This window comes from Pseudomonas sp. KT_2_4, assembly GCF_041410225.1.
GTDB lineage: Bacteria > Pseudomonadota > Gammaproteobacteria > Pseudomonadales > Pseudomonadaceae > Aquipseudomonas > Aquipseudomonas paracarnis.
On the sequence record NZ_CP166962.1, the window covers coordinates 3,519,272 to 3,532,036 of the forward strand.

12 protein-coding genes are annotated in these 12,765 nt (G+C 59.7%); 7 read left to right on the forward strand and 5 right to left on the reverse strand.

What is annotated here, in order from left to right; translation table 11 throughout:
• Positions 1–16: 16 nt before the first annotated feature.
• Entirely contained in the window at positions 17–1,360 is a 1,344-nt protein-coding gene (locus tag AB9N64_RS16355; protein WP_014720393.1) for an OprD family porin, read from the reverse strand.
• 370 nt (positions 1,361–1,730) lie between these two features.
• Here AB9N64_RS16355 and tauA point away from each other — a divergent pair, with 370 nt between their 5' ends.
• Entirely contained in the window at positions 1,731–2,717 is a 987-nt protein-coding gene (gene tauA / locus AB9N64_RS16360; RefSeq protein ID WP_371359529.1) for a taurine ABC transporter substrate-binding protein, read from the forward strand.
• A gap of 113 nt (positions 2,718–2,830) precedes the next feature.
• On the opposite strand, the gene argA is transcribed toward tauA, so the two are convergent.
• Together argA and argE are read right to left on the reverse strand one after the other, a co-directional pair.
• Entirely contained in the window at positions 2,831–4,129 is a 1,299-nt protein-coding gene (gene argA, locus AB9N64_RS16365; RefSeq protein WP_371359530.1) for an amino-acid N-acetyltransferase, read from the reverse strand.
• A 133-nt stretch (positions 4,130–4,262) separates the two neighbouring features.
• Complete coding sequence (argE, locus tag AB9N64_RS16370) at positions 4,263–5,411, reverse strand: acetylornithine deacetylase (protein ID WP_014720396.1); 1,149 nt, start codon at positions 5,409–5,411, stop codon at positions 4,263–4,265.
• Positions 5,412–5,569: 158 nt separating this feature from the next.
• Between argE and AB9N64_RS16375 the strand changes: the two genes are divergently transcribed.
• Positions 5,570–6,937, forward strand: coding sequence for an inorganic triphosphatase (locus AB9N64_RS16375; RefSeq protein ID WP_019817786.1), 1,368 nt, complete (start codon positions 5,570–5,572; stop codon positions 6,935–6,937).
• 65 nt (positions 6,938–7,002) lie between these two features.
• Here the strand turns inward: AB9N64_RS16375 and AB9N64_RS16380 are convergent, their stop codons facing one another.
• Both AB9N64_RS16380 and AB9N64_RS16385 read right to left on the reverse strand, forming a co-directional pair.
• A complete protein-coding gene (locus AB9N64_RS16380) occupies positions 7,003–7,944 on the reverse strand; it encodes a transposase (protein WP_172832683.1) in 942 nt (313 codons plus the stop codon).
• 241 nt (positions 7,945–8,185) lie between these two features.
• Positions 8,186–8,656, reverse strand: a complete 471-nt coding sequence (locus AB9N64_RS16385; protein WP_003195279.1) for an Lrp/AsnC family transcriptional regulator — start codon at positions 8,654–8,656, stop codon at positions 8,186–8,188.
• Between the two features lie 127 nt (positions 8,657–8,783).
• On the opposite strand from AB9N64_RS16385, the gene AB9N64_RS16390 reads away from it, so the two are divergent.
• The 5 genes from AB9N64_RS16390 to AB9N64_RS16410 all read left to right on the forward strand — a co-directional run bounded on the left by AB9N64_RS16390 (position 8,784) and on the right by AB9N64_RS16410 (position 12,730).
• Positions 8,784–9,122 carry a hypothetical protein gene (locus AB9N64_RS16390; RefSeq protein ID WP_014720398.1) on the forward strand — a complete coding sequence of 113 codons (339 nt, stop codon included), beginning with the start codon at positions 8,784–8,786 and terminating at the stop codon, positions 9,120–9,122.
• A 79-nt stretch (positions 9,123–9,201) separates the two neighbouring features.
• Positions 9,202–10,893: a GspE/PulE family protein gene (locus tag AB9N64_RS16395; protein ID WP_371359531.1), complete on the forward strand. Its 1,692-nt coding sequence runs from the start codon at positions 9,202–9,204 to the stop codon at positions 10,891–10,893.
• A gap of 76 nt (positions 10,894–10,969) precedes the next feature.
• The gene (locus AB9N64_RS16400) at positions 10,970–11,890 is read left to right on the forward strand and encodes an SPFH domain-containing protein (RefSeq protein ID WP_003195285.1); all 921 of its coding nucleotides are present in this window, start codon (positions 10,970–10,972) and stop codon (positions 11,888–11,890) included.
• Between the two features lie 10 nt (positions 11,891–11,900).
• Positions 11,901–12,347, forward strand: coding sequence for an NfeD family protein (locus AB9N64_RS16405; RefSeq protein WP_014720400.1), 447 nt, complete (start codon positions 11,901–11,903; stop codon positions 12,345–12,347).
• Positions 12,348–12,415: 68 nt separating this feature from the next.
• The gene (locus AB9N64_RS16410; RefSeq protein WP_003176799.1) at positions 12,416–12,730 is read left to right on the forward strand and encodes a DUF2388 domain-containing protein; all 315 of its coding nucleotides are present in this window, start codon (positions 12,416–12,418) and stop codon (positions 12,728–12,730) included.
• The last annotated feature ends 35 nt before the right edge of the window (positions 12,731–12,765 follow it).

Consider the following 12,765-nt stretch of genomic DNA (forward strand, 5'->3'; position numbering starts at 1 on the left):
GCAAGGTTTTACAGTCTTACAACAGCGGGATCGAGTAGCTGACGATCAAGCGGTTTTCGTCCTGGTTACGCGCGTTGGCGATGTCGCTGCGCCACATAGCGTTTTTCCACGCCACGCCGACGTTTTTCAGCGGACCTTCCGGTACGACGTAGGCAACAGTGATGTCACGTTCCCACTCGGACTGGCCGGTGAATTCGGTACGGTTGCTGGCGACGGTGTCGATATGATCACCTTTCAGGTAAACCACACCGGCGGTCAGGCCAGGCACGCCGACTTTGGCGAAGTCGTAGGAGTAGCGAGCTTGCCAGGTGCGCTCGCCGGCACGGGCGAACTTCTGGATCTGCATGTCGGTGGTGATGTAAGCCGACGAGCCGTCACCCTGGTTCAGCCAAGGGAAGTCGCTGCTGCCGTTGCTGACCTGGTAACCGCCACCGAAGGTGTGGCCGGCAACCGAGTACAGGAACAGGCCGCTGTACAGGTTGTTGTCGACTTTGCCACGGCCGGAGTTCACGCCGCTGTAGTTGCCCGTCGAGAAGTAAGCGGACTGGTTGCCGTTGTTACCATCGTCGGAGCTGTTGAAGTAGCGCAGGTCAGACTTCAGCACGCCAGGACCAATGGCCCAGTTGTGGGTCAGGCCCAGGAAGTGTTGCTTGTAGAAATCTTCCAGGTTGCCGTAGTAGTACTGGGCGGTCAGATCCTTGGTGATCTTGTAGTCGCCACCGGCGTAGTAGAACTTGTTGCTCGAACGCCAGTTCACACCACGGCTGTTGGCGCCGGAGATGGACAGGCTTTCGTTGTTGCTGGAGTTACGGCCCTTGGCTTTTTCGATCTGGCCGGCGACCAGGGTCAGGTCCTTGATGTCGCTGGAGGTGATCTGGCCACCCTGGAAGGTCTGCGGCAGCATACGACCATCGTTGGTGACGATGACCGGCAGCTTGGGCTGCAAGGTACCCAGCTTCAGTTCGGTCTGGGAGATCTTGGCCTTGGCGGTCAGGCCCAGGCTCGAGTAGTTATCAACGGCTTCGCCATTGGACTTGCTCGGGAAGATAGTGCCGCCGTAAGAGCTGGCAGTCGCACCGTTGGTGCCGCCGCCGGAATCCAGGCGAACACCCAACAGGCCGATAGCGTCGAGACCGAAGCCAACAGTGCCTTGGGTGTAACCGGAGATGAAACGCAGATCGAAGCCTTGGCCCCATTCTTCGTTCTTGCTCGGGTTGGCCGTGCCTTCGCGGTTATCGGTGTTGATGTAGAAGTTACGCAGGCCCAGTGTGGCCTTGCTGTCTTCGATGAAACCGGCAGCGCCTGCTTGCTGGGCGATTGCGCCCAACGTTACAGCCACAGCCAAGGTGGACTTCTTCATGTACCGCTCCTCTCATTTCTAATTTTTGTATTTCTTTGGTCTCGGGTCTGACGCCCTCGATCCACAGATGCGCGATTAGCGCCAGATAGTGACCACCAAGTCAATCGTAACCTTGTGTGTCTACTACCTTCGTCTAATCGCAGTTGATTTGGTCCCTGCAGGGTAATGAGTTTTTCATACACCCAAAAAGAATTATTTCATTCTTTTTCATACGATCCAGGAATAAGACTTTCCGTGAAGCTGGTCGGTCAGGATAGACGCGCCGCTCCATAAGCTAATTCCTAAAGGGTATTTACTGGTGCTTTTTTAGATCGATTAGTGTTGCCGTACGGTTGCATACGTCACTCACGATCAAAAAGGCGACGCCATCATGGCCAAACGCACATCCTCCCGTCAATTTGTTACAGTTTTTGTATCGCTATTACTTTCTTTGGGTGTCAACGCCGCCGACCTGACGGTGGGCTACCAGACCGGCATCGATCCCAGCAAGGTTCCCCAGGCCGACGGTCTGTACGAAAAAGCCATCGGCGAAAAAATCGCCTGGCGCCGCTTCAACAGCGGGCCAGAGGTAGTCACGGCCATCGCTTCGGGTGATGTACAAATCGGCAACCTCGGCTCCAGCCCGCTCGCGGCGGCGGCCTCGCGCAACCTGCCGATTGTGGCGTTTATCGTATCGGCACAGATCAACGCTTCTGAAGTCCTGGTGGTGCGCAACGGCAGTGGCATCGACAACCCCCAGGACTTGATTGGTAAAACCATCGCCACGCCCTTCGTCTCCACCTCCCATTACAGCCTGCTCGGCGCGCTGAAACACTGGGGGCTGGACACCAAACAAGTCAAAGTGGTGAACCTGCAACCGGCCGAAATCGCCGCCGCCTGGAAGCGTGGCGATATTGATGGGGCTTTTGTGTGGTCACCGGCCCTGGGCGAAATCCGCAAGACCGGAAAAACCCTGACAGACGCGGCGCAGGTGGGCCAATGGGGCGCACCGACGTTTGAGGTGTGGGTGGCGCGCAAGGATTTTGCGCAAAAACATCCTGACGTAGTGGCCAAGTTCGCCAAAGTTACCCTGGATGCCTTTGCCGGCTATGCCGCCCACAAAGACAGCTGGACGGTGGATTCCGAGCCAGTGCAGAAAATCGCCAAATTGACAGGTTCAAATGCCGACGACATTCCGGAACTGTTGGCCGGTACGACGTTTCCGGATGCGCAGGCACAGCAAACCGCTGCGCTGCTCAAGGGCGGCACGGCGAAGGCGATTGAGGAAACGGCGAAGTTCCTGAAGGAACAGGGGAAGGTAGAGACGGTGCTGCCGGATTATTCGGCCTATGTGACCGACAAATTCATCCCACAATAAATACAGTCTTTGGTGGGAGCTGGCTTGCCCGCGATACCAGCAACTCGGTCCTGCAGTTAAACCGAGGCGCCGCTATCGCAGGCAAGCCAGCTCCCACACAGAGCAGTATTCTTTTACAGGGCCTTCTCGAAAATCTTCGAGTTGCGCTGATAGTTGTACAGCGACGCCCGCGCCGACGGCAGGCGGTCCACGCTGCTCGGCACAAAACCGCGTTCGCGGAACCAGTGGGCCGTACGGGTGGTGAGTACAAAGAGGGTTTTCAAGCCCTGGGCGCGTGCCCGGGTCTGGATGCGTTCGAGCAACACATCGCCTCGCGCGCCGTGGCGGTACTCCGGGTTCACTGCCAGGCACGCCAACTCCCCCGCATCCGAATCCGCGATCTGATACAGCGCCGCGCAGGCGATGATCATGCCTTCGCGCTCGACCACGCTGAACTGTTCGATCTCACGCTCCAGCACTTCCCGCGAACGGCGCACCAGAATGCCCTGCTCTTCCAGCGGGCTGATCAGGTCCAGCAAGCCGCCGACGTCTTCAATCGCCGCTTCGCGCACCAGTTCGAATTGTTCCTGGGCCACCAGCGTACCGCCACCATCGCGGGTGAACAGTTCGGTAAGCAAGGCGCCATCTTCGGCGTAGCTGACGATATGGCTGCGCCCTACTCCACCCCGGCAGGCTTCGGCAGCGGCATCGAGCAGTTCGGCTTGATAGTTGCTGCCCAGGCGTTGCAGGTGCGCGGGTACTTGTTGTGGGCGCAATTCACGCACCAGGCGGCCGTTCTCATCGATCAGACCGGGATCGGCGCCGAACAGCAGCAATTTGTCGGCGCCCAGGTCGATGGCGGCGCGGGTGGCGACGTCTTCGCAGGCCAGGTTGAAGATCTCGCCGGTGGGCGAATACCCCAACGGCGACAGCAGCACGATAGAGCGCTCATCCAACAGGCGGTTGATGCCCTTGCGGTCGACCCGGCGCACTTCGCCGGTGTGGTGGTAGTCCACGCCTTCAAGCACGCCGATTGGCCGTGCGGTGACCAGGTTGCCGCTGGCCACGCGCAGGCGCGAGCCCTGCATCGGCGAGGACGCCATGTCCATCGACAAGCGCGCCTCGATGGCAATACGCAGATGACCCACCGCGTCGATCGCACACTCCAGCGTCGCAGCATCGGTGATGCGCAAGCCTTCGTGGTAAGCCGGGGTAAGGCCGCGTGCTTGAAGGCGGGTTTCGATTTGCGGGCGCGAGCCATGCACCAGCACCAGGCGCACACCCAGGCTGTGAAGCAGCACCAGGTCGTGGACGATATTGCCGAAGTTGGGGTGGTCCACACCATCGCCGGGCAGCATGACTACAAAGGTGCAGTCGCGGTGGGCGTTGATGTAGGGCGAAGCGTGACGAAGCCAATTGACGTATTCGGGCATAACACCTGGGCCTGTAATAAAAAGCAGCCAAATAAAGGATCAATCGTGAAAGCGCACAGCGGCTGATGGTTATCGTCGGAACAGGCTTGGCGACACGCTCACTCTCCTTATGTACGAATGGGCAAGGGCAAATTTATGCAGGTTTCAGGCAGTAGTGTTCGATCAGTTCCCGCAATAGACGCACTGTAGGCGTCAAGCGTGACATTTCAAGGTATTCTCCCGGCTGGTGAGCGCAGGCAATGTCGCCAGGCCCGAGCACCAGGGTTTCGCAACCAAGGCGCTGAAGATAAGGCGCTTCGGTGCCGAACGCTACTGCTTCGGCACGATGACCGGTCAAACGTTCCGCCACCCGCACCAGCTCGGCGTCTTCGGGCTGCTCAAAGGGGGGGACTTCGGGGAACAACGGCGCGTAGTCGATCTTGACCTTATGCCGCTCGGCCACGGGTTCGAGCTTCTGGCGAATCGCGGCGCGCAGCACCTCGGGGTCCATGCCCGGCAGGGGGCGCAGGTCGAACTCCAGGGAGCACTGGCCGCAGATGCGATTGGGGTTGTCGCCGCCGTGAATGCAGCCGAAGTTCATCGTCGGCTGCGGCACGCTGAATTGCGCGTTGCGGTACTCGCGCTGCCAGGCCAGGCGCAGGCCGCGCAGTTCGCCGATGGCGTCATGCATGGCTTCCAGGGCGCTGTGGCCCAGGCTGGGGTCCGACGAGTGGCCGCTGCGCCCGAGGATGTCGATGCGCTCCATCATCACGCCTTTGTGCAAGCGGATAGGCTTGAGCCCGGTCGGCTCGCCGATCACAGCTGCACGACCTAATGGGCGCCCCGCCTCGGCCAGCGCACGGGCACCGGACATAGAGCTTTCCTCATCACAGGTGGCAAGGATCAACAGCGGTTGCTTGAAGGGTTGGTCCAGCAGCGGCAACACCGCGTCGATAACCAGTGCGAAGAACCCCTTCATGTCACAACTGCCCAGCCCTACCCAGCGACCATCGACTTCCGTCAGCTTGAGCGGGTCGGTCTTCCACAGCGCCGCGTCATACGGCACGGTATCGCTATGCCCCGCCAACACCAAGCCACCGGGGCCGCTGCCGAAACTGGCCAACAGGTTGAACTTGCCGGGGCTGACTGGTTGGATATCGATGGCAAAGCCCAGGTCGCCCAGCCAAGCGGCGAGCAGGTCGATCACCGGGCGATTGCTCTGGTCGAGAGACGCCTGGGTGCAGCTCACCGACGGCGCGGCGATCAAGGCGGCGAACTGCTCTTTCATGGACGGTAACGGCATGCGCGGTCTCCCAACTTCCCGGATGAACCTCACTATAGAGGCATCTGCGCAACACAATAAACCGTTGCGGCACGTTGCCGGGCTCAGTCCTGTACACTGCACGACCTTGGCAGCCACACTTTTCCCCGGCTGCGCTCCCGATCCTGGATTTTCCGGCCATGCAGAAAGAAACCGAAATCAAGCTACGCGTCAGCCGCGAAACACTCGCCGCGCTGCGTGAGCACCCGTTACTGAAAAAACGCAACAAAAGTGGCTGGGAACGCCGTGAGTTGATGAACCAGTACTTCGACACCCCCGAGCGTGACCTGGCCCAGGCCAAGGTTGCCCTGCGCCTGCGCAAGGACGGTGACGACATCATCCAGACCCTCAAGACCCGCGGCCAAAGCGTCGCCGGCCTGTCGGAACGCAACGAATACAACTGGGACCTGCCCAAAGCCAAGCTCGACGTGAAGAAACTCGATGGCGAGTGCTGGCCCGAGCAACTGGCCGAGCTGGACAAAAAGACCCTCAAGCCGATCTTCACCACCGACTTCGTGCGTGAACGCGCCGAGATCGCCTGGGGCCGTGGCAAGGCCAAGGTGGTGATCGAAGCCGCCCTGGACCTGGGCCATGTGGTGGTCGGCAAGCAGAAAGAAGAAATCTGCGAGCTGGAACTGGAACTGCGCGAAGGCGAACCGTCGGCCCTGCTGGAACTGGCCGCCGAGCTGGCCGCAACCCTGGCCCTGATGCCGTGCGACATCAGCAAGGCCGAACGCGGCTATCGCCTGTATGACGCCAGCAGCTACTCCCTGAGCCTGCCGGCGCCACAGATCCACGCCGAAATGCCATTGGACGACGCCTTCGCCGCGATCCTGTGGCACCTGCTGGGCAGCAGCCAGCGCCTGGCTGAGCAATACCGCTTCAATGGCCACTGGCGCCTGCTGCAGGACTGGGTCGAGAACCTCGGCGAGTTGCGCGCCCTGATCGGCAGCCTCGGTCAGGCCGCGCCGCGCCAATCCACCAGCGAACTGCGCAGCGCCCTGGATGCGTTGCTGGAAGACTGGCGCCCGCTGGTCCAGGCCGGTGACGACGATGAAGACATTCGCAAAGCCGCGCCCGAGCAGTTCATCGAAGAGCTGCAAGACGTGCGCTGGGGCCTGTTCTCACTCAACCTCTCGCGCTGGCTGCTGGCCCGCACCTGGACGGCCGAGCGTAATGTGCGTGGCAACCGCCAGGGCGCTGCGCAAATCACCAACTGGCTGCCACGCCTGCTGGCCGACGACGCCGTCGCCCTGCAACTGCAGCGCTACCAGCAACAGCCGGAAGATCTGGCCGAGCAACTGCCGCGTATCGAACGCATCCAGGCCTGGCTGCACCATGCGCGCCATGTGGTGGACATTCCTGAGCTGGACCGATTGTACGGCGAACTGAACAAGCTGGCGCACCTGGCCAACCAGCCGATTACCGATGAATCCCTGGATGCGCGTATGCATCAGGCGATTGCGGTGTATCAGAATCGTGCCTGGAAGACCCTTCTGCGCCTGTAATCGCTATCGCGGGCAAGCCCGCTCCCACATTTGCTGTGGGAGATTCTATGGTTGAGGGGCAACCCTCAACCAACTTTTGGCTGATATTCGCTTTGCCCTTTCAGCAGAGCGAACACCACCCTAGCAAGCTTGCGGGCCAGTATTACCAGCGCCTGTGTGGTGCTATAGCCTCGCGCCCTCTGTGCTTGATAAAACGCTTTCCATGTCTCTGTTCGGCTAGCCGCCATCGCTGCGTTATGCAGCAGGCGCCGAGCTTCTGAGTCGCCGCGCTTACTTAAACTACGACGACCATCCTTCTGTCCTGACTTGTTGACGCGCAAATCCATACCAAGAAAGGCGATAAACGCGTCCGAATTCCTGAACTCTCCCCGTTGGAAGGTGGCAATCAAACGCGCGCCAGTCAAAAAACCGATACCTTCGACTTTCAAGCAACGCTTCAACTGACCCAGTAAACCTGCTTCTTTCAGGCAGTCACTGATCATTTTTTCGATTAACCCTTCCAGTCTCTGCATCGACTTCACCTGCTCGGCAAACGAGGCCTTAAGAAGCGGCTCGTTCGCCCAGCTTTGCGTCAGGCTGACGCGCGCCTGAACCAAGGCTGCGCGCCGACGAAACAGGCTTAGAAGATGGCGATACAGCGGTGATGGAGGTGTCCAGGGACGCAGTTCGTCTGCCTCCTTTCTCAAATAGCGGACGAGCAGCTTGGCATCCAAAGCATCGGTCTTGGCCCGGATCTTCACGCTTTCGCGGTAATGCTTGAGCTCATAACCTCCAACCATGTAAACCACGCAACCAGCTTCATGAGCTAGATCAGCAAACTCCAAGTGGTAGATATTGGTGGCTTCAATTGCGATGGCCACTTTGCAGGACAAGGCCTTCAGCCATTTTTTGATAGCGGCTTTGGTGTTTGGGATTGTTTCTAACAGATCGACTTCAGCGTGATAAATCACCAGTTCATTCTTAGCGACATCGACGCCTACGATTGGCTTTGAGACAGAAACTGGCATTGCCATGGGGCTTCCTCCGGGCTAAGGTTTTGAGCACTTGAAGGGCTCACCCAGAGGCGCAGGCTTGTTCCTATCGTCGGTCATAGCCAGATGCATTCTTTATCGGCGCTTGGGTGAAAGGAGGAGGGGCGAAATCTCCCACGGTCTGTACTGCGTCAACAGTCAGAATCGGGCTTTGTCCCTTCTCCTCCCTTCAAGTCCTAGCATACAAGCGGGCTTGCCCGCGATGAGGCCCTCCCTGTCAGCGCAAGACTGGCAGGCTGGTGGTGGACTTGATCTCCGACAGCGCCACAATCGAGTTGACCTCCTGGATCCCCGGCACCATCGACAACTTCTCGAAGAAAAACCGCTCGTACGCCTCGATATCCGAGGTGACGATACGCAGCAGAAAATCCACCGCCCCCATCAGCACGTAGCACTCCAACACTTCCGGAAAACCGCGAATCGCCTCGGTGAACTCAGTGAAATTGGAGCGACCGTGGGCGTTGAGTTTGACCTCGGCGAAAATCTGCGTGTTGAGCCCGATTTTCTTGCGGTCCAGCAGGGTGACCTGGCCGCGGATCACGCCCTCCTCCTTGAGCCGCTGAATACGCCGCCAGCATGGCGACTGCGACAGGCCGACCTGCTCGGCAATCTGTGCACTGGAGAGCGAGGCATCCTCTTGCAGCAAGGCCAGGATGCGGCGGTCGTAGGCGTCCAACTCACTGTGCATAAACGTACCCATGAATAGGCTTATCTTGAATTGTTCTGGTCGATTTATCGCCAAACAGGCTTATTCTAGATAAGAAATCTCCCGAGGCGAATGTAAAAATTTCTCCAGTCTAAACTGGAGAGTCAGCATGCATGCCGTCGAAACCGCCTACCCCGCCACCCGCGTCGATGCGTGGGCCGCCAATAGCAGCCACTGCCAGGCGCACTATCGCATCGTCGCCGAGGCTGAACCGGACGTGCTGTGCCGGGTGCTGAACTACTTCGCGCTGCAATTGCTCACGCCCACCCAGGTCAGCATGAACCGGGAAGCCGACCTGCTGAGCATCGATATCGTGATGACCGGCCTGAGCTGGCACCGCGCCCAGGTGATCGGTGAAAAGATTCGAAACCTGATCAGCGTCTGCACCCTGGAGCTGTGGTCGGCTGATTCCGAGCGGCCTCAAGCGCTGGCGGCGATGGCGCAGTAAAAACCGGCAACACACGCGCCAGCAGGACCTTCAGCGGCTGGCTAGCCTGGGATTACCCCCACGCCCCAGGAAAACCTGCATGCCCGTCGCCGCTCACGATCACCTCTTGGAACTGCAGCAATTGTTGCCGGCGCTGGTCGAGCAAGGGTTGATCACGGCGCAGGCGGCGCAAAAGGTAGCGCCAGCGTCCGGCAGCCAGCATCCCTTGGAATGCATCGCAGCCCAGGGCCCTTGTCTGGAGACCTTGATTCAATGGCTGGCCCGGCAGGTCGGCCAACCTTACCTGCGCATCGACCCATTGAAGATTGATGTGGCGGCCGTGGTGCCCTTGATGTCCCACGCCTTTGCTCAGCGCCACGGCATTCTTGCAGTCGCGGTGGATGCCCACAGCGTGACGGTCGCCAGTGCCCAACCCCATATCACCACTTGGGAAGCCGGGCTGTCCCAGGTACTCAAACGCACGATCAAGCGCGTGGTTGCCAACCCTCAGGATATTCAGCGCTGTATCAACGAGTTTTACCGCTTGGCCAAGTCCGTCAGCGGTGCGGATCAAAAAATGACGGCGCCTGGCAATGTCGACTTGCTCAGCCTCGGCGCCAGCGACAAGGAGCCGGACGCCAACGACGCGCATATCGTCAACATCGTCGACTGGCTGCTGCAATACGCCTTTGGCCAACGAGCCAGCGACATCCATATCGAGCCCTGCCGCGACCAGGGTCGGGTGCGCTTTCGCATTGATGGGCTGCTGCATGACGTCTATCAATTTCCCCCGCAGGTCACCATGGCCGTGGTCAGCCGCCTGAAAAGCCTGGGGCGAATGAACGTGGCCGAAAAACGCAAGCCCCAGGATGGCCGCGTCAAGACCAGGAACCCTGCGGGTGTCGAAGTGGAATTGCGGCTTTCCACCCTCCCCACGGCATTCGGCGAAAAACTGGTGATGCGAATTTTCGACCCACAGGTGCTCAAGGATTTCGACCAGTTGGGTTTGTCCAGCGCCGACCAGCAACGCTGGCACGCCATGACGCGACGCACCCACGGCATCATCCTCGTCACAGGCCCGACCGGCTCAGGCAAGACCAGCACCCTCTACACCACCCTCAGGCAACTGGCGACCCGCGAGGTCAACCTGTGCACGGTGGAAGACCCGATTGAAATGGTCGAGCCGGCCTTCAACCAGATGCAGGTCCAGCACAACATCGACCTCACCTTCGCCAGCGGCATCCGCGCCCTGCTGCGCCAAGACCCGGACATCATCATGATCGGCGAAATCCGCGACCAGGAAACCGCAGAGATGGCTATCCAGGCCGCGCTGACCGGGCACCTGGTGCTCTCGACCCTGCACACCAACGATGCACCCAGTGCCATCAGCCGTCTGCAGGAACTGGGCATTGCTCACTATTTGATCAAAGCCACGCTCATAGGTGTGATGGCGCAGCGCCTGGTGCGGCTTCTGTGCAGCCACTGCAAGCACCCCGCGGGCCTGGAGGACGATGGCGGCTACGAAGCTGTCGGCTGTGCACACTGCCGTGACAGCGGTTATCGAGGCCGGGCCGGACTGTATGAAATCATGCTCATGGGCCCGGCACTCCAGGCGCTGGTCACTCCAGGCGCGGACGTACAAGCCCTGCGCCGTGGGGCACTGGCGCAGGGCATGAGCAGCCTGCGCATGGCCGGCATCGAGAAAGTGAAGGCCGGGCTGACCACGATGACGGAGGTGTTGCGGGTCACGCCAGGGGATTCAGAAACAAATCCTTTGTTTGTTGGGCCATGAAACCGTCCTTATCCGTGACCAGACCGTTACAATCGGCCTAATGTCATTCACTGACACCTTCAGATAGGGAATCGCTATGCAGATCGGAACCGTACTGCTTCTTTTCGTGGGCTTGGCCATCGCCATCCTGTTCATGGGGTTCAAAGTGGTGCCCCAGGGCTACCAATGGACCGTCGAGCGTTTCGGCCGCTACACCAACACCCTCAAGCCCGGCCTGAATATCATCATCCCGGTCATGGACCGCATCGGTCGCAAGATCAACGTGATGGAAAGCGTGCTGGATATCCCGCCTCAAGAAGTCATCACCGCCGACAATGCCACCGTGCAGATCGATGCCGTGTGCTTCTTCCAGGTGGTCAACACCGCCCAGGCCGCCTATGAGGTCAACAACCTCGAACATGCTATCCGCAACCTGCTGCAGACCAATATCCGTACCGTACTCGGCTCCATGGAACTGGACGCCATGCTGAGCCAGCGTGACGGCATCAACGAAAAACTCCTGCGCACCGTGGATGAAGCCACTGCGCCATGGGGCATCAAGATCACCCGTATCGAGATCAAGGATATCAGCCCGCCTGCCGACCTGATGGCCGCCATGTCCGGCCAAATGAAAGCCGAACGGATCAAGCGTGCACAGATCCTCGAAGCCGAAGGCCTGCGGGCGTCGGCGATCCTGACAGCGGAAGGCAAAAAGCAGGCGCAAATCCTTGAAGCCGAAGGCAGCCGCCAGGCAGCGTTCCTGGAATCCGAGGCCCGCGAGCGCCAGGCCGAAGCCGAAGCGCGGGCGACACAAGTGGTGTCCGAAGCCATTGCGTCGGGCAACGTGCAAGCGGTGAACTACTTCGTCGCGCAAAAATACATCGACGCCCTGGGCAAACTCGCCTCGGCCAACAACAGCAAGGTCATCCTGATGCCGCTGGAAGCCAGCCAGGTGATTGGCGCCGTGGGCGGTATCGGCGAAATCGTCAAGGCAACCTTCGGCAACCAGAAAGGCTGAGGCCAACACCATGTGGGACTTTTTGCTGCATTTGTCGTTTTGGGACTGGTTAGCCCTGGGCACCGTGCTGTTGATTCTCGAGGTGTTCGGTGCCGGAGGCTACCTGCTCTGGATGGGCATCGCCGCCGCAGCCGTGGGCGTGATCAAGTTCCTGTTCCCGCCGCTGGGGCTGGAATGGCAACTGCTGCTGTTTGCGGTGTTGTCGATACTGACCGCCGTGTACTGGTGGAAACGCCAACGCAGCAGTGCCAAGGCCAGCGATCAACCGGGGTTGAACGAGCGCGGTTCAGAGTTGGTCGGGCGCACTTTCGTGGTGCATCAAGCCATTGTGGATGGCCGCGGCAAGGTCAAAGTCGGCGATGGCGTGTGGATGGTCACCGGTGCAGACGCCCCCGTGGGCGCTCAAGTCCGCGTGGTTGGGCAGGATGGGGTGATTTTAAAGGTTGAAACTGTTTAGTCAGTGATGGAACTGGATCGGGTTAACTACAATCAAAACGTACAGATAACCCACCGGAGTCACCCATCATGCGTCTCAAATATGCTGTCGCAACCCTCGCTGTGCTTTCCCTACCTGTCGGCTCAGCCATGGCCGATAGCTTCTGGCGTAATGTCATCTCGTCGGGCGCCACCACTGGCTCGACTTACCTGACGTTCAAGGACCACAAGCTGGTGGTCGCCGCCCAGGACGACGCAGGCAGCTTCGTCGCCAGCGACGGCGGCATTCGCGGCCCGTACCTGGAAGCGGCCATGCAGAAGGTCCGCGCCGACAACCCTGGCCTCCAAGCCACCGACATGGAACTGGCTAACGCCATCCTGGCGAAGAATGCTGTAACCGAGTAACAACTGCCCTCATAAAAAATGCCGCTTTTTCAAGC